Source organism: uncultured Shimia sp. (genome assembly GCF_947498095.1).
GTDB lineage: Bacteria > Pseudomonadota > Alphaproteobacteria > Rhodobacterales > Rhodobacteraceae > Shimia.
The window spans coordinates 113088-129976 of the sequence record NZ_CANMJE010000001.1 but is presented as its reverse complement, the minus strand read 5'-3'; the positions used below and the strand labels follow the sequence as shown (position 1 = coordinate 129976).

At 58.0% G+C, this 16889-nt stretch carries 17 protein-coding genes; 12 read left to right on the top strand and 5 right to left on the bottom strand.

All coding sequences use genetic code 11. The features are described 5' to 3' along the window. The first annotated feature begins 18 nt into the window (after window positions 1-18). From Q0932_RS00655 to rplT, 3 genes are all read left to right on the top strand, one after another. Window positions 19-243: a hypothetical protein gene (locus Q0932_RS00655; protein ID WP_299348491.1), complete on the top strand. Its 225-nt coding sequence runs from the start codon at window positions 19-21 to the stop codon at window positions 241-243. A gap of 107 nt (window positions 244-350) precedes the next feature. Then, window positions 351-551, top strand: coding sequence for a 50S ribosomal protein L35 (gene rpmI / locus Q0932_RS00650; protein WP_027263382.1), 201 nt, complete (start codon window positions 351-353; stop codon window positions 549-551). Window positions 552-573: 22 nt separating this feature from the next. After that, window positions 574-939 (top strand): 50S ribosomal protein L20, encoded by a 366-nt coding sequence (gene rplT / locus Q0932_RS00645; RefSeq protein WP_299348488.1) that lies wholly within the window; start codon window positions 574-576, stop codon window positions 937-939. Window positions 940-1111: 172 nt separating this feature from the next. Here rplT and Q0932_RS00640 read toward each other — a convergent pair whose 3' ends face one another. Together Q0932_RS00640 and Q0932_RS00635 are read right to left on the bottom strand one after the other, a co-directional pair. Further along, the gene (locus tag Q0932_RS00640) at window positions 1112-2389 is read right to left on the bottom strand and encodes a tetratricopeptide repeat protein (protein ID WP_299348485.1); all 1278 of its coding nucleotides are present in this window, start codon (window positions 2387-2389) and stop codon (window positions 1112-1114) included. Between the two features lie 138 nt (window positions 2390-2527). Beyond that, complete coding sequence (locus Q0932_RS00635) at window positions 2528-3718, bottom strand: YbfB/YjiJ family MFS transporter (protein WP_299348482.1); 1191 nt, start codon at window positions 3716-3718, stop codon at window positions 2528-2530. A gap of 230 nt (window positions 3719-3948) precedes the next feature. Here Q0932_RS00635 and Q0932_RS00630 point away from each other — a divergent pair, with 230 nt between their 5' ends. From Q0932_RS00630 to Q0932_RS00620, 3 genes are all read left to right on the top strand, one after another. Then, window positions 3949-4677 (top strand): gamma-glutamylcyclotransferase, encoded by a 729-nt coding sequence (locus Q0932_RS00630; protein WP_299348479.1) that lies wholly within the window; start codon window positions 3949-3951, stop codon window positions 4675-4677. Window positions 4678-4745: 68 nt separating this feature from the next. After that, a complete protein-coding gene (gene pheS, locus Q0932_RS00625; RefSeq protein WP_299348477.1) occupies window positions 4746-5816 on the top strand; it encodes a phenylalanine--tRNA ligase subunit alpha in 1071 nt (356 codons plus the stop codon). A gap of 179 nt (window positions 5817-5995) precedes the next feature. After that, the gene (locus tag Q0932_RS00620) at window positions 5996-6772 is read left to right on the top strand and encodes a type 1 glutamine amidotransferase (protein ID WP_299348475.1); all 777 of its coding nucleotides are present in this window, start codon (window positions 5996-5998) and stop codon (window positions 6770-6772) included. Here Q0932_RS00620 and Q0932_RS00615 read toward each other — a convergent pair. Next, window positions 6769-7902 (bottom strand): DUF2652 domain-containing protein, encoded by a 1134-nt coding sequence (locus Q0932_RS00615; RefSeq protein ID WP_299348472.1) that lies wholly within the window; start codon window positions 7900-7902, stop codon window positions 6769-6771. The two genes, Q0932_RS00620 and Q0932_RS00615, sit on opposite strands and share 4 nt — an antisense overlap. 69 nt (window positions 7903-7971) lie before the next feature. After that, on the bottom strand, window positions 7972-8820 hold the full coding sequence (locus Q0932_RS00610; RefSeq protein ID WP_299348469.1) for a DMT family transporter: 849 nt from the start codon (window positions 8818-8820) through the stop codon (window positions 7972-7974). A 154-nt stretch (window positions 8821-8974) separates the two neighbouring features. Between Q0932_RS00610 and pheT the strand changes: the two genes are divergently transcribed. The 3 genes from pheT to Q0932_RS00595 all read left to right on the top strand — a co-directional run bounded on the left by pheT (window position 8975) and on the right by Q0932_RS00595 (window position 13013). After that, the gene (gene pheT / locus Q0932_RS00605) at window positions 8975-11374 is read left to right on the top strand and encodes a phenylalanine--tRNA ligase subunit beta (protein WP_299348467.1); all 2400 of its coding nucleotides are present in this window, start codon (window positions 8975-8977) and stop codon (window positions 11372-11374) included. A 4-nt stretch (window positions 11375-11378) separates the two neighbouring features. After that, window positions 11379-11828, top strand: a complete 450-nt coding sequence (locus Q0932_RS00600; RefSeq protein WP_299348464.1) for a GNAT family N-acetyltransferase — start codon at window positions 11379-11381, stop codon at window positions 11826-11828. Window positions 11829-12041: 213 nt separating this feature from the next. Continuing rightward, window positions 12042-13013: a hypothetical protein gene (locus Q0932_RS00595; RefSeq protein WP_299348462.1), complete on the top strand. Its 972-nt coding sequence runs from the start codon at window positions 12042-12044 to the stop codon at window positions 13011-13013. Between the two features lie 29 nt (window positions 13014-13042). Here Q0932_RS00595 and Q0932_RS00590 read toward each other — a convergent pair whose 3' ends face one another. Then, on the bottom strand, window positions 13043-13933 hold the full coding sequence (locus tag Q0932_RS00590; protein ID WP_299348459.1) for a LysR family transcriptional regulator: 891 nt from the start codon (window positions 13931-13933) through the stop codon (window positions 13043-13045). A gap of 84 nt (window positions 13934-14017) precedes the next feature. Here Q0932_RS00590 and Q0932_RS00585 point away from each other — a divergent pair, with 84 nt between their 5' ends. The 3 genes from Q0932_RS00585 to Q0932_RS00575 all read left to right on the top strand — a co-directional run bounded on the left by Q0932_RS00585 (window position 14018) and on the right by Q0932_RS00575 (window position 16884). Next, window positions 14018-14653: a class I SAM-dependent methyltransferase gene (locus Q0932_RS00585; RefSeq protein ID WP_299348456.1), complete on the top strand. Its 636-nt coding sequence runs from the start codon at window positions 14018-14020 to the stop codon at window positions 14651-14653. Between the two features lie 103 nt (window positions 14654-14756). Next, window positions 14757-15209, top strand: coding sequence for a YtoQ family protein (locus tag Q0932_RS00580; protein ID WP_299348453.1), 453 nt, complete (start codon window positions 14757-14759; stop codon window positions 15207-15209). A gap of 70 nt (window positions 15210-15279) precedes the next feature. Then, window positions 15280-16884 carry a GMC family oxidoreductase N-terminal domain-containing protein gene (locus tag Q0932_RS00575; protein WP_299348450.1) on the top strand — a complete coding sequence of 535 codons (1605 nt, stop codon included), beginning with the start codon at window positions 15280-15282 and terminating at the stop codon, window positions 16882-16884. Window positions 16885-16889: the final 5 nt, after the last annotated feature.

The following is a 16889-nucleotide window of genomic DNA, read 5'->3' as shown; positions in this document are numbered from 1 at the left end:
GCATGGGGCAAGGCAGGAATGCAACCGGACTATTTGTTGACGATCGGCTTGGTGCTGGGGCTGTTTTCGATCCCCGCAATGTTGTCGGCCTATGCCGATCAGCGTGCGCCGCGGGCATCTATGGCCTCTTTCATTCTGGCCGCGGCGATCATTGCGTTTGCCTATGTTCGTCACCCCGGTGGATATGAGCTTGCTGACGTGCCGAATGTTGTGGTCGCTGTGATCGCTGATATCCTTAAATAACCCCTTGCTCCCTACGGTTTTCAGACGTATACGGCGCCTCTGTACGCGCGACCGGCCTGAGAGGCATGCCGAGTCGCGTTAAGAACCGACTACTTAAGGAGACGGAAATGCCCAAGATGAAGACAAAGTCGAGCGCTAAGAAGCGCTTTAAAGTGACTGCCACTGGCAAAGTCATGGCTGGTCAGGCCGGCAAACGCCACGGCATGATCAAACGCACCCGCAAATTCATTCGTGATGCACGCGGCACCACCACCCTGTCTGCCCCCGACGCGAAAATCGTCAAGGGCTTCATGCCCTACGACCGCTAATAGACGCTAGAGGAGATCAGATATGTCCCGAGTTAAAGGTGGTACCGTCACCCACGCCCGTCACAAAAAAGTCGTCAAGGCCGCAAAAGGCTTTTATGGCCGCCGCAAGAACACCTTTAAGGTAGCGCGTCAGGCCGTCGACAAGGCAAACCAGTACGCAACCCGCGACCGTAAGAACCGCAAGCGCAATTTCCGCGCGCTGTGGATTCAGCGTATCAACGCGGCCGTCCGTTCGCACGACGAAGCGCTGACATACTCGCGCTTCATCAACGGCCTGAACATGGCCGGTATCGAAGTGGACCGCAAAGTTCTGGCCGACCTGGCCGTTCACGAGCCCGAAGCCTTTGGTGCCATCGTGAAACAAGCGCAGGACGCGCTGGCCGCTTAAGCCGAACGTCCAACAGGATTGGGAGACCCCGTCAGCGCAGGCTGGCGGGGTTTTTCTTTTAGAGGGGCGTGGGTTTTGTTTCGAAGTGTCTGCCAGGCGGACAAAAGGGCGGTTCAAAACTCAGTTAACGCGAGATCTTTGCAATTAACGGGTCAAGAAAGCCTCCGCCAATTCAGACAAAGCCAGAAACTGGCGCACTATGACTGAAGATCGGGCGTCGTGCTATTGCCGTTCGGTGTGCCTCTTGAGCATGTCCGGATCTCAACAGCAGGTTCAAGTAAGTCAACTCTAGTAAGTCACGCTGCGCTCGGCTGCCTCCGAGGCGAGCGTGATCCGCCATAACCGGCGTTAGGTGTTGCAGTGCAGCCGTCCAATCCTGCCGCGCGATCGCACCCCAAGTTTGTGCCACGGGGCGGACAAGGTCTGCCGCAAAACCCGACTGCGTTTCGGTCAGAAACGCAAGTCGTTCTCCATCTCCAGCCATGGCATGGGCCAGCGCACTGTGAATGTCCGCAAAACTCATGCCCGGATTTGGGAAAAATCTTGATGCGTAATCGCTCAGATTTCTCCAACGTTCGGGTGCCACTTTGAAACCTGCAATCTCAGAACGATACAGAAGAGCAGCAGCATCGGTCAGAACATTAATTGGCAGCGAATAGGACGCATTCGGGGCTATCGCTCCGTCGTAAATCGACCAAAGCTCCGTTTCATCCTCCTGCTCCAATGCCCACAAAGCGCGATGCCAGCTCAAATGGCCATGCAACAAGGAGCGCGTATCATAGTTCGAAATCCACTCGGCAAGGTAGGTGCGACCAGCTTCCCCAAACCCCTGTTCGTAGAGTGTATGCGCCTTGAAATGCGAGGCATTCGCATTGGCATTGTTCAACGCAAGAGAACGGTCCATTACAGCCATTGCCTCGTCGAGTCGTCCCACCTCGCACAGCGCCTGACCGTGCACGCTCATTATCCACCAATCCTCGCCCAAGGCGTCAAACAGTTTGGTGGTATAAGCAAGTTGTATGCTTTCGCGACCTGGTTCGCCCGACATCCCAATCAAACCAAAAATATTGGTGCAAATCTGTGCGACCAAGACATCGCGCGGGTGTTTTTCAGAGTGTTCCAGAACTGCGACTCGGGCTTCGGGCACACGGCCCTGAAACAAGAGGTCAAAAACCGCGAGATGGCTCTGCTCACGTTTGGTTAACCCTGATGCGCAGGAGAGTGCCGAAGCAATTGCCTCTTTGGCGCCAGGCATGTCGCCCTCGTACATTCGCGCTCGCGCAAGACCAACATGACCGAGGGCAAATCCAGGATCGGCGGCTACAGATGCAGAGAAAGCCTCACTAGCGCCAAATGTCGCTGCAAGAATGTGATCAAGCCCTTCAACATATGCGTCCCGCGCCTCGGGTAGACTTGTCGTCAGTGTCAGTCCGTATCTATCAGCCAGCATCATCACTACTCCATTTTGTCAGTGCATCCGAACAGGCCTGCTCGCAATTGGACGATGCTAGCACGAAAACTGAAACTCTAAGCATGGATGTGAACGATCGACCGCTTCGGGCTCTTTCCGGATGTTTGCCGCCGTGAGCTATTGCCGAAGTTGTTGTTCAAGAGGCCGCTGCAGCAGCGCAATAGCAGCGCCGCTCAGCAAGACGCCAGCAGCAATCAAAAGGCCGACGCCGATGTTGCCGGTGAGGTCCCCGACCCAGCCTGCCGCATAAGGCCCAATGGTCTGGGCGATGGCAAAGACCACAGTAAAGACACTGATGGCCGCGCCCCAGCTTTCCGGCCGCAGATTCTGGCGCGCGAAATTGGTGACGGCGCCGGGTGCCATGAACACAGAAAGCCCAAATACAATGGCAGAGATCAGAAGCATCGGGCCGTTAGGCAAGACAACAGGCAGGGCCGAGCCGATCGCGATGCCTGTCAAAATCATTGCCAGCGGAACGCCCGAGGCAAAGCGTGCCAGTATAGGTCGCCAGATGAAGGGGGACATGCATATGCACACGCCGAGCACCACCCAGGTCAGCGAAATGAAACCCGGGCTGGCAGCCTGTTCGGTCATCCATGCAGACAAAAAGGTTAGGTAGACAATATAGCCCAGCCCGAACCCGGCATACCCGCCGAATTCAGGCAACATGCGCCGGATGGGCAGTTTGACATGGCCCGAGGTAGTTTGTTGGGGGTCGTCAAGTTGTGCCGCGGCCCAAAGACCAAGTGGTGCACAGGCCAGACTTGCGATGCCGATCAATACCCAACCCCAAGGCCAGCTGCCGTCTCCCCAGTGGCCCAGCATTGTCGGCAACACGGCGCCGGCCAGAACGATACCCAATCCGCCGCCCGAGCCAAAAAGAATGGCAATGGCCAGCGCATTGCGGCGAGGATCGTCTCGGAACAACTGTGCGGTCAGTGCTCCTGCAGTTGAAAAGGACATCGCCCCGAAAATGCCTGCCAGAACGCGCCAGGTTGATTGCCACCAAAGATCCGCGTTCAATCCGGTGGCCAGCAATGCGAGTGTGGTTGTAACCAGCCCAAACAGAAACAAGCGCGTTGGCCCAACACGGCGGATCAGCACCATCGTGGCGACCGCGCCGATGATATAGCCAATGGCGTTGGCGGTGTTGAGCCACCCAGCCTGAGCGTAAGTCCAGCCCATTTCGGACTTCATCGCGGGCAAAAGCAATCCATAGGCAAAGCGCGCGAACCCGTTGGTCACGGTGACCCCCAAAGCGAGGCCTGCGAGGACAAGCCAGGGGCGGGCTGGGTCTTGGGGGCTCATGCGGTTCCTTGCTGTGTTGAGGGCATGTTGCGCCGGAGAGATGTCTGGCGCAATCCAATTGTGCGCCTTGCGGCGCGCAGGACGTCTCGGAGCTGGGGCTCCTCTGGGTGCCTCTGGCGGGAGTATTTTGGGCAATACGAAGTGTTGGCGACCTGATCGGGCTGGGATGATCGGGAGTTGTTCTGTTAGGGCCTCTGTGACAGGCTCGGGTGATCTTTATAGGACATCCCATGACCGACCCATTTCGTCATCACCCCAGCCTACGAAGCCTCATCACTCCTCCGGAGGAGTCTGAGCTGCGCGACTTTGACCCGGCGTCTATCGAAGAGATTGTGCTGGCGAACGGGGCGTCCAAGACATGGAAGCTGAGTGATGAGGCACGTGAGGCCGACCGGGTGCAGGCGCTGAAAGGACGCGAGGAACAGGATATCTGGGTCTTTGCCTATGGCAGCCTGATCTGGAACCCAGCCTTTCGGTTTGCCGAGGTGCGTCGTGCTTTTGCCCCCGAGGTCGAACGTAAGTTCATTCTGCGCGACATCTATGGCGGGCGGGGCACGCGGGACGTTCCCGGCGTCATGGCAGCACTAGAGCATGGCCACGGCTGTCACGGGTTGGTTTTTCGCATCCGCGCGGAAGAACAAGTGGAAGAAACGCGTATCCTGTGGCGTCGTGAGAGGGTGGGGGATGCCTATATTCCAAGCTTTCTTCGGGCTGGAACGGATCATGGCCCAGTCGAGGCGCTGGCCTTTATGGCCAATCACGACGCCGAGCTGATTGCGCCCGATCTCAGCCATGACGATCAGGTCAGGTTTTGCGCGACGGGACAGGGGTGGCTGGGCAGCAGCTTTGACTATGTTGCCAATCTGGCCACGCATTTCGAAGAATTGCGGATCGAAGATCAGGGGGTCACCCGCCTTTTGGCAGATGCCCGGGCATGGAAGGGGCGTCATGTGCTGTGACACGGGCCCGGGGTTGCTTTCAGCCGCCCATGTGATAGCAGAGCGCAAGCTAATTTCGAGGGCCGGACATGGAAGACCTGCGCAACAAATACATCGAGGCGATTGCCGCTGCCGCTGACGAGCCCGCACTGGAAGAACTGCGGGTTCAAGCCGTGGGTAAAAAGGGCGAAGTCAGCCTGAAGATGCGCGAACTGGGCAAGATGACACCAGAAGAGCGTCAGGTCGCGGGTCCGGCGCTGAACGCGTTAAAGGATGAGATCAACTCGGCCCTTGCCGCCAAGAAGGCCGCGCTTGCCGACGCCGCGCTGGATGCACGCCTGAAAACCGAATGGCTGGACGTGACACTGCCCGGCCGCAACCGCCGTCAGGGCACCATTCACCCTGTCAGCCAGGTCATGGATGAGGTTACCGCGATTTTTGCCGATATGGGCTTTGCCGTGGCCGAGGGGCCGCAGATCGAAACCGATTGGTACAACTTCGACGCGCTGAATATCCCGGGTCACCACCCCGCGCGGGCCGAAATGGACACGTTCTACACGCATCGTGCTGAGGGCGACAATCGCCCCCCGCACGTGCTGCGCACACACACCTCGCCGGTCCAAATCCGGACCATGGAAAAGACCGGTGCGCCGATCCGCATCATCTGCCCGGGTCGCGTCTATCGCGCCGATTATGACCAGACGCACACGCCGATGTTCCATCAGGTCGAAGGTCTGGCGCTGGGCAAGGATATCTCAATGGCGAACCTGAAATGGGTGCTGGAAGAGTTCTTTTCAGCCTTCTTCGGCACGCACGTGGAAACCCGTTTCCGCGCCTCGCATTTCCCGTTCACTGAGCCTTCGGCCGAGGTCGATATCCAGTGTTCTTGGGAGGGTGGAACCGTGAAGGTTGGTGAAGGTGACGACTGGCTCGAGGTTCTTGGCTCGGGCATGGTTCATCCCAAGGTTTTGGAAGCCGGTGGCATTGATCCCAACGAATATCAGGGCTTTGCCTTTGGCATGGGCATCGACCGGATTGCCATGCTGAAATACGGCATTCCGGACCTGCGCGCCTTCTTTGACAGTGATCTGCGCTGGCTGCGTCACTATGGGTTTGCCCCGCTGGATCAGCCGACATTGCATGGTGGTTTGTCGAGATAACTCGGGTTCTAGATTAGATGTAGGGCGGGGTTTTACCCCGCCCTTTCTTTTTGGGGTGACGGGAACAAGCCAGCCTGGCGTGCACAGCTAAGGCCGCCTTCTGACTATCTGATGTCGGGGATGGCTGTGAAATTGCGCAGACCCGGGTTATCCTAAAACACCGAACAGGGAGCGCTGCCATGACCACAATTCTGATAGTCGAAAGCAATTCGTCTGACCTCTTGGCGCGGGGCAAATCTGCCGCGAGCTTGTTTGTCAGGACCTTTCAAATGCTGGACCCTTCCCTGACGCTCAAGGTGGCTTGCCCCTACGCCGGGCCTTTGTCCAAAGACGTCTATGATGGCGTAGATGGCGTGGTGTATACCGGGTCCGGGGTCGACTGGGCCACCAACGCGCCCGAAGCCGCGCCACTCCGCGCGGAAATGGAGCGCACGTTTCAACAAAACCGCCCGGTCTGGGGCTCGTGCAACGGTTTGCAGCTGGCGGCTGTCGTTTTGGGTGGGGATGTTGGCGCCTCGCCCAATGGGTTTGAGATTGGCCCGGCCAAAAACATTACCCGGTCAGAACTGGGTGCAGCACATGCGATGATGGCAGGGCGTTCAGATGGCTGGGCGGTCCCGTGCGTCCACCGTGACGAGGTGCAAAAACTGCCCGAAGGCGCAACGCTGATAGCGGGCAATCCGCATTCGCCGGTGCAGGCGATGGTCTACGAGGCGAACGGCGTGGAATTCTGGGGTACGCAGTACCACCCTGAGATGAGCATGGCGGATGTTGCGGCCTCGACTGGCGGGCGCGGGGTGTTTAGCGGCGGGCAAGACCTGACCGCAGATCTAGCCATTGCCGACACAGATGAAGATGCGGCCCAAAGGCTGGGAACGTCTACCTCAGACCTTGCGCTGGATACTCGTGCTCGCGAGCTGATAAACTGGTTGAACCACGTGAAGGCGCAAGGTTAGGCCGCGGCGGCCTTAGTGTTTTCGGCTGCTATTTTTTCGCCCAACGCTTTGATCCTGGTGATCCGGTTATCTTTGTCCGGCACGATGATGCTTTTCAGCTTTTTCTGCACCATGCCGTTCATGATCTTACCCATCAACTTGGCCGATTTCGGTTTTTCAAATCGCAACTTGATCATGGTGCCATCGCCTGCTTCGACCAGTTCCATAGTTTCCAGCATCGACAGACCCATCGGCAGGTTGTATCGGCCGGTCACATAGTCGCCATGGTTCCAGTCGACAATCTCGTAGGGAAATATGTCGTCGCCGTGGTGGCAATGATAGGTCGTGCCAGGTTCGATCTTGCCCTTGTTGGTGTCCAATAAGTCAACCTGATCTGCGCCAATCCATTCCGCTCGCAAGTCAGGGCGTGTGCAGATGGTAAAGGCAATCTCGGGTGAAACTGGAACCGGTATGATCCATTCCTCCATCAACAAATCATCACCCGGCTGTACAAATGTCCGCTCTGACCCGCGGCGACGCTCCCACGCGGCACGCATGTCGCGCACGACAAACTCAACCTCGCCAATGTGTTCGATGTCCTCGGTGTGAAACTCTTTCTCATCAAAATACTCAGCCATATCCATCGCCCGGATCGCGTCGCAGGTGATCAGCGTATAGGCGTTGAGACCGGTGTTCTTTTTTACGTCGTTCTTGAGAAGGCGGAACGAGGTTATGACGTCTTGCCCGGCCAGCTCCTGACGGCCTCCGGTGTCTTGGATAACGCAATCACCATGATGCACCACGATTTTCAGTTCTAGCGCGTCTACTTTCGAGCAGGCATCGCACGGGCAGCTGGTGTTGATCAGCATTTTTTCCTTTGCACGGGCAAAAACACAGTAAAGCTGTTCGGAAAAGTCGAGGATGAACTGTTTGGTCATCACGTCGGTCTCAAAGGCATAGGCAAAGACTGCGTCGCCTTGAAGCCCGGACACCGAAAGCGGCGCTCGGATCGCCGGCACAAGATCGCCAAACAGCGATTCCAGTATTCCCTTGGCGTGTTCAATCGGCGTCTCCGCCATGAATTTTGTATAACCTGAAATATCCGCAATAACGAAAAATGCGGATTTCACACCGCTGTCTTGCTTAGCCATTTTTCCATCCCTGTCGCTTATTCTGAAAACACTATGCGTCAGAACGGGTTAGAATCATAGCAAACCGTTTCAGGACCGGGCAAACCGCAAAAGGGCCGCGCCAAACAAGGTGACAAAGGTTGCGACAACCTTGGACAAATCCAACCGTTCTTTCAGGAAGAAAACGCCGATCAGCAGTGCAAAGACAATGCTGGTTTCACGCAGTGCCGTGACCAGTGCAATCGGGGCCTGCGTAAAAGACCAAGTTACCAGTGCATAGGCGGTGAAAGATGCGCTGCCTCCGATCAGGAACATCTTGCGGCCTTGGCGGACCAAGCCGACAAAGGTGACCGGTCGAACCACTGCAAGATAAGCGATTGTCAAAAGTGCGTTGCCGATAGCCAGCCACGCGTAATAGCCGACCGACGTGCCTGCCAGCCGGGCGCCGATGCCGTCCACTAATGAATAAGAAGCAATGAAAACCCCTGTGCCTAAGGCAAAGAGCGCGGCTTTGCTGTTGCGCAACCCATCCGCGCGGCGCGTCAGTGCAAGGCTCAAGATGCCACAGCCGATGATCAGAATGGCGGTGATTTCCATCGGTGCCAGAGCAACTCCTAATATCGTAACCGAAATCAGCGCGACAATCAGGGGGGCGACACCGCGGGCAATCGGATACACTTGGGTCAGGTCACCGACGCGATAGGATTGCAACAAGAACAACTGATACCCGGCATGTAGCAGAATGCCTGCCATCAGATATCCGTAGCTTTGCGGGTCCGGGGACGGCACAAAGATCAGGGCAAGGATCGACAGAGGTAAATGGCCCAGCACAACCGCGGACATGCTGACATATTTATCGGCCCCGCCTTTGACCAGCGCGTTCCAGGCCGCATGAAGGATGGCGGCCCCTATTACGGCAAGAATGACGGTGGCGGACATAACGACCTCGCGGTGTGTTTCCCGGAAGCTAGCCCAAGGACTGGGGCGCATCAATTCCCTATTCTGACGGCCATGCGGGCATTGCACCCTTTCCCCCCTGCGCCATATCCGTTAAACGCCTGTCTGACCCAAGTTTGACTGGCGGAATGACGCGATGAAATTCACTCTCTCCTGGCTGAAAGATCACCTCGATACCGAGGCGAGCCTTGACGATATCCTCTATGCCCTGACCGATCTCGGTCTTGAGGTGGAAGAGGTCTCGAATCCTGCTGAGCGACTGAAAGACTTTACCATCGGCAAGGTGCTGCATGCCGAAAAGCACCCCGACGCGGATAAGCTGCGCGTCTGCAAGGTTGCGACGGATGAGGGCGAGCTGCAGATCATCTGTGGTGCGCCGAATGCGCGAGAAGGCATCACCGTGGTGGTTGCTAAGCCGGGCGTTTACGTGCCGGGCATCGACACGACCATCGGCGTGGGCAAGATCCGGGGCATCGAGAGCTTTGGCATGATGGCCTCCGAGCGCGAGATGGAGCTGTCGGACGAACATGATGGCATAATCGAATTGCCCTCGGGTGAAGTGGGTGACCGGTTTGTTGACTGGCTGGCTGAACACGATCCGGCCAAGGTGGATGCGGTGATCGAGATTGCCATTACCCCCAATCGCCCTGATGCGCTGGGCGTGCGCGGCATTGCACTAGACCTTGCGGCACGCGGTCTGGGCACGATGAAACCTGCGCCAGTGGAAAAGGTTGACGGCACCTTCCCCAGCCCGATCAACATCACCATTGACGAGGACACCCGCGAGAACGGCTGCGAAGTTTTTGCCGGGCGTCTGATCAAAGGCGTGCAAAACGGCCCAAGCCCCGAGTGGTTGCAGGATCGTCTTCGCGCCATCGGCTTGCGCCCGATCTCAAAGCTGGTGGACATCACCAACTTCTTCACCTTTGACCGCAATCGCCCGCTGCACGTCTTTGACGCTGACAAGGTGAACGGCAATCTGCGGGTACACCGCGCCAAGGGCGGCGAAACCCTCGTGGGATTGGACGAAAAAGAATACACCTTCGGCGCAGGTCAGGTCGTGATTTCCGATGACAAGGCCATTGAATCCATTGCGGGAGTCATGGGTGGGCTGGCGACAGGTTGCACCGAGGAAACCACGAACGTCTTTCTCGAGGCCGCCGTCTGGGACATGATCCAAATCGCCTATACGGGCCGGGCGCTTAAGATCAACTCGGATGCGCGCTATCGCAACGAACGCGGCATCGATCCCGGTTTCAACATGGACGCCATCGAACTGGCGACCAAGATGATCATCGACCTTTGCGGTGGTGAGCCTTCGGATGTGGTTGTTGCGGGCGAAGTGCCCGACACCGCGCGCGCCTACAAGCTCGATACCGACCGCGTGCAATCGCTGGTCGGCATGGAGATCCCCGCGGAAGAGCAGGTGAAAACACTCACAGCGCTTGGTTTTGTTGTTGAGGGCGACATGGCGCACGTGCCGAGCTGGCGTCCTGACGTGCAGGGGTCTGCCGATCTCGTGGAAGAAGTCGCGCGTGTGGCCTCGCTCACCAAACTGCAGGGCAAACCGATGGCGCGCGCGCAGGCTGGCGTACCCGAGGTGATCCTGTCGCCGATGCAAAAGCGCGAGCAGATCGCGCGGCGCACCACGGCGGCGCTGGGGTACAACGAATGTGTCACCTACAGCTTTATCGACCGCAAATCGGCGGAATTGTTTGGCGGTGGCTCTGACGCGACCATGCTGGAGAACCCGATCTCGTCGGAAATGTCCCACATGCGCCCGTCGCTGCTGCCGGGTCTGTTGCAGGCTGCTGCCCGCAACCAAGCCCGCGGTTTCATGGACATGGCGCTGTTTGAATGTGGCGCGGTATTCCACGGCGGTGAGCCGGGTGAACAGGAAAACATCCTGACCGGCATCCTTGTGGGCCGCACATTGGCCAAGGACATTCACGGGGAGAGCCGTGGCGTGGACCTCTATGACGCCAAGGCCGACATGGAAGCGGTGATGAACGCGCTGGGTGCGCCGACCAAGCTGACCTATAACCGTGGCACCAACGGCTGGTGGCATCCGGGGCGTAGCGCCAAAGTGGGTCTGGGTCCGAAAAAGGTTTTGGGCGCCTTTGGCGAGCTGCATCCCAAGGTTCTGGCCGCGATGGACGTCAAGGGACCGGTTGTGGCCTTTGCCATCCACACCGCTGAGATCCCGATGCCACGCAAGAAGTCGGCGAGCCGGGGCGCAGTCACCATGAACGATCTGCAGGCGGTCGAGCGCGACTTTGCCTTTGTTGTCGACAAAGATGTTGAGGCGATCAACCTTGTGAACGCCGCAGCAGGCGCCGACAAAGCGCTGATCGAAGACGTCCGCGTGTTTGACGAATTTATTGGTGGTAGCTTGGGCGAAGACAAGAAGTCCATCGCCGTCACCGTACGTCTGCAACCGACCGAGGCAACGCTGAAAGAAGCAGATATCGAGGCGGTTGCCACCAAGATTGTCGAAAAAGTCAGCAAGGCGACCGGCGGCGAGCTGCGCGGCTGATCCAGTGACCGGATTTGAGACAAGAAGGGCCGTTCCTGCCGAGGGAGCGGCCCTTTGTGCTTTGCTGGATGCCTCTTACGAACCCTACCGTGACCGCGGCATTGCTATACCGGATGTGACCGAAGGGTTGGACGCGGAAATCGCCGTTGGGCGTGTCTGGGTCGCGACCCAAAACAGGGATATCCTCGGCCTGTTGAACCTCTCCGTGACTCCGCCAAACGCACATCTGATCAACGTCGCTGTGTCGGCCAATGCCAAGGGGCAGGGGGTTGGTGGGGCTTTGATACGCCACGCCATAGCCCAAGCAGAAAGGGCCGGGTGTACCACTCTCGACCTTGGAACACATGCGGATCTGTCCGAAAATATCTCACTCTATCAGCACCTTGGGTGGGGGATCATCAAACAGGATGCGCAGCGCGTGCGCATGCGCCTCGCCCTCAACCGTGGCGGTTGAACAACACCTTTCCTGAGCCTGAGTAACTAGGGGCTTGAGGCGACTCGGGTCCGTCTCGTATGTCAGCCCCCCGCAACGACCCCAACTCCGGGGTGGAGAAAACACATGATGTTCACACCGATACCACAACTGGTCGCCTGCAGTTTACGCATCCCCGCTCTCTAGTTGCCCGTGGTTGACCCGCGGGCGTTGACGCCTGTTGGGACAATCACAATGAAATCGACTGAAATTACCCACATCCGGCAGATGTTGCCGGAGACCATCCATTTCCCGTATTACGCGGACCGTGAAAGCCCCTGGTTGCTTGCGCAGATGATGACGCGACGCGCTCGGGTGGCGGACTTGCGGGCCGGGCCGGCAGGCAAGTTGCTCGGGCGTCCGTTGGTCAAGCCCTTGGTCGCCAGATGCGGTGGCGAGTTGCGTCAGCGCGACGTGATTTCGCTCGCCTATGCGCAAGAGGCCATCGGCTTTCAGGACATGTCGCGCCCCGCGCGCGCCAAGCTTGACGAGATCTATGGCGCCGACTGGCTTGGCTTTACCTTGACCTTTACGGCCTGGGGCATGCACGACCCGGCACACTGGATGCAGATGTCGCGGGACGGGGGCAACCTTGTGGTTCAGCTTGGCTTTCCGGCGGATCATGCCGAGGTCATGGGCAAGTATCTCAAGGCCGACACACGCCACAAGTTCGAGGAATGGGATCACCCGGTGCGGTCGACCGGATCGCCAACGCTTGCTTGGGCACGGCTCGATATCGACAAGGACGAAGGGGTCGCTTTGATCGAAGAGGTGCAGTGTGACTGGTTGCGCAATGTTCAGCTTGAGGTGCTCAAACTTGACCGCGAACCGTTGCGCAGCCGCGAGGCGCGCTCGACACGCCTTTACGATGCCCACTTGCGCGAACGCTATGGTCGCGGATGGTCGCGGGCGATGCTCTTGTCGGTGTTGTTAGTGCTTCGGGACTACCTTGGTATTCGCGACGTGTTCATGCACCGGTTTGAGCCGGGCAATGTACTCAAGGGCATGGAGTGGGATTTCCCGCCGGTCTCGCTCTATCGCGATTTGCCCAAGGCGTTCTGCTTTGCGCCGACCGACGAAGCGCCGGAGTTCCTCGAACGCCTTCGCCGCCGTGACTTGGCCATCTTGCGCGAGGCTGGGCCAGTGTTCTGGCGGTTGCAAATATGACAACAGGGCGCGCCCTTCCGGGGCGCGCTCTACCTCGCTGACAGGTAATCCGCCAACAAATCCCAGACCAACCGAATGCGGCGGCTTGTGTGCAATTCGCGGTGGGTGGTCAGCCACACCGGATAAGTGAAGGGGTCAACATCCGGCAGCACTTTCTGGACGTCAGGAAAGGCGGATGCGATGCGATCATCCATGACGCCAATACCAAACCCCTGCCGGACGTATTCCCAAGCGGCCACGCCATTTGAACAGCCCAGCCTGAAATTGCGCCGATCTATCGGCAGGCCAAGCGGCGTCAGATATGCCAGCATCTGGTCTGGATCCCCAAAGCTGATGAAATCATGCGCGGCCAGATCGGCGATTGATTGCGGCGCACCTCGACGCGCTAGGTAGTCTTTGGAAGCATAGTAATGCCCCGTCGACTCTTGGATCAGCCGCGCGATCAGGTCGGGTTGTTCGGGGCGCACATGGCGGATAGCGATATCCGCATCGCGGCGCAGGATGTCTTTGATATCATCCGAGGCGACGATCTCGATCTCAAGTTTCGGTGCCTGTTCGCGCAACTGGCTCAGAAACCCCGCCAGCCCATAGGTCGACATCACGTCGCTTGCGGTGATTTTGACGCGCCCCTCGATGGATTGCGACAGCCCAGCCGCCATCAGCGAGATTTGTCCTGCCGCCTCACCCATCTGGCGGGCATGTTCCAGCAACTCTGCCCCGGTCTGGGTCAGTTGCAACCTTCGCCCGACGCGCTCAAACAACAGGATGCCCAGTTCCTGCTCAAGTGCGGCCACCTGTCGTCCGATCGTGGGTTGTGTCATGCCGAGGGCGCGGGCTGCACCTGACAAGCTGCCTGCCTCTGCCGTCGCCAAAAAGGCGCGGAGCTTGGCCCAATCGGCCTGATCTTTGGTGGTAATCATGCAAATATGTATAATTAAACACCGGAATTAGGCAATTTATATCGGTAAAGTGCATGGTTAAACTTAGTGCAAAGGAGACACACCATGCGCACCGATGCAGAATTTTGGACCAAGAATGCCCTCAGATACGCCGGCAACAAGATTAAGGACATGGAGTCCTATGAGTACACACTGGGCCGAACCCGGTCCTATCTGAAGCCCGAGGAAAAAGTGCTCGAGGTAGGGTGTGGCACCGGATCGACCGCCTTGTTGCTGGCGCCGTCTGTGGCCCATATCACTGCCAGCGATTTTGCCGAAGGCATGCTGGACATTGGCCGTGAAAAGGCCCGTGACCAGGGCGTTACGAACATCACGTTCGCCAACGTCGATGTCGCGGCACCAGAGCACGAACAGACCTATGACGCGATCCTTGGATTTAATCTCTTCCACCTTGTGAAGGACACCGACCGAGCTTTTGCGGACATCCACAAAAACCTGAAACCCGGCGGGATGTTCATCTCGAAAACACCCTGTCTGGCGCAGCGAGGGTTGGGGCTGAAATTTGGCCTGCTGAAATTGGTGATCCCGCTGATGCAGCTTGTTGGCCAAGCACCTTTTGTCAAAATGCTGACCATCGAAGAGCTTGAAGCCGCAGTAACCGCAGCAGGGTTTGAGATCATCGAAAGCGGCAACTTCCCGGCGACGCCCCCGGCGCGTTACCTTGTGGCCCGCCGCGTCTGAGGCATTCTCAAACAAATCCAGAAAGCCCTGCAATCACGGTCGGGCTTTCCTTTGACCCGGCAGCCCATTACTCAGGACCCAACGTGAGAAACAGGAGGTCCCCATGGGTCTGAACATCTATCTTTCCGGCGAGATTCACACCGACTGGCGCGAGCAGATCATTGAGGGCTCCAAGGGGCTAGACGTCACCTTCAATGCCCCGGTGACCGATCACGATGCCAGTGATGATTGTGGAGTCGCGGTTCTTGGAGCGGAGCCGAACAAGTTCTGGCATGATCACAAGGGTGCCAAGGTGAACGCCATCCGCACCCGCAAAGGCATCGAAGATGCCGATGTCGTCGTTGTGCGCTTTGGAGAGAAATACAAACAGTGGAACACGGCCTTTGACGCCGGATATGCGGCTGCTCTGGGCAAGTCGATTATTGTGCTGAACCCGCCCGAGCATCAGCACGCGTTGAAAGAGGTGCATGCCGCAGCGCTCGCCGTGGCCGAAGAGCCCCGGCAAGTTGTCGAAATCCTGCGCTATGTTTTGACCGGCGCACTGCCATCCCGCTGACAAGGGTGGCGTTGCGTCACGCTTGCGAGACGCCCACTTGGGATTAGGCTCCATCGCAAGGAGTAGTGCGATGGAGTATGACTATGTGATCGCCGGCGGAGGGTCCGCGGGTTGCGTTCTGGCCGCAAGGCTTAGCGAAGATCCTGATGTGAGCGTATGCCTTGTTGAGGCAGGTGGTGACGGAAACAGCCTGCTGGTCCGCGTGCCTGTGTTGGGGGCTGCGATGATCTCGGGGCGGCCCAAGATCAACAATTGGGCCTACCATACGGTTCCGCAGGGTGGACTCAACAATCGCAAAGGTTACCAGCCCCGAGGCAAGGCTCTTGGCGGGTCGTCGGCCATCAACGCAATGCTGTATGTTCGCGGACACCCCAGCGACTATGATGATTGGGCCAACCTCGGTTGTGAGGGATGGGACTGGAATTCAGTCCTGCCGTATTTCAAGCGATCCGAAGGAAATGCCCGTGGCGCGGATGCGCTGCATGGCGACCAGGGGCCGCTACAGGTCCGCGATCAAGCCACGCCCCGCGCGATTTCGAATGCGTTTGTCGACGCCTGCGCAACGCAACAAATCCGTAAGAATTCTGATTTTAACGGTGAAAATCAAGAAGGTGCGGGACTTTTCCAAGTCACGCAATTCCACAAGGGAAAGCGGTTGGGACAACGCTGCTCGGCCGCAGCCGCATATCTGCGGTTGATCCAGAAGCGATCCAATTTGACGATCCTCACCCGAAGCACTGTTGAAAGGATTGTGCTTGATGGCAAACGCGCCACAGGCCTTATGATACGTCGCAAGGGCCGCAGGGAGGTTCTGAAAGCGCGCCGTGAGGTGATCCTGTCAGCCGGTGCATTCGGTTCGCCTCAACTACTGTTGCTGTCCGGAATTGGCGCCAGAGATGAGCTGGCAGAACACGGGATTGCGGTACAGCACGAGCTTCCGGGCGTGGGCCAAAATCTTCAGGACCATTTGGACTATACGATAGCGTATCGCTCTCCGCGCAAAGATATGTTGGCGGTAAATCCTCGTGGAGTCTGGGATATTACCCGGGCCGCATTCAGGTGGCGCAGCCAAAAGGGTGGTGATCTCGCTTCGCCCTTTGCCGAAGGAGGAGCCTTTTTCAAGTCGGACCCATCTCAACCACGCCCGGATATGCAATTACACTTTGTGATAGGTATTCTGGACCAGCATCTTCGTAAAATTCACGTCCACCACGGGTATTCGTGCCATGTCTGCGTGCTCCGCCCCAAAAGCCGAGGGCATGTTGGCCTGCAATCCGCACATATCAAGGATGCGCCGCGAATTGATCCGGCGTTCCTGTCCGACTCGTGCGATCTGGAGGATCTTAAGAAAGGCGCCCGCATCCTCGAAGACATCATGACGTCTGACCCTCTCACGCCGTGGCGCGGCAAACGGCTCTATCCGCATGATGGCAGCGATGCCGCGCTTGAGGCGGACATCCGAGCGCGATCCGACACGATCTATCACCCGGTGGGCACCTGCAAGATGGGCCAAGACGACACGGCCGTCACCGACACACAGGGGCGGGTTCATGGAATGGATGGATTGCGGGTTGTAGATGCATCGTTGATGCCGACCCTCGTCGGGGGCAATACCAATGCGCCAACGATTATGATGGCAGAAAAGATCGCGGACCATATCCGCGACCTTTGTTAACGTTC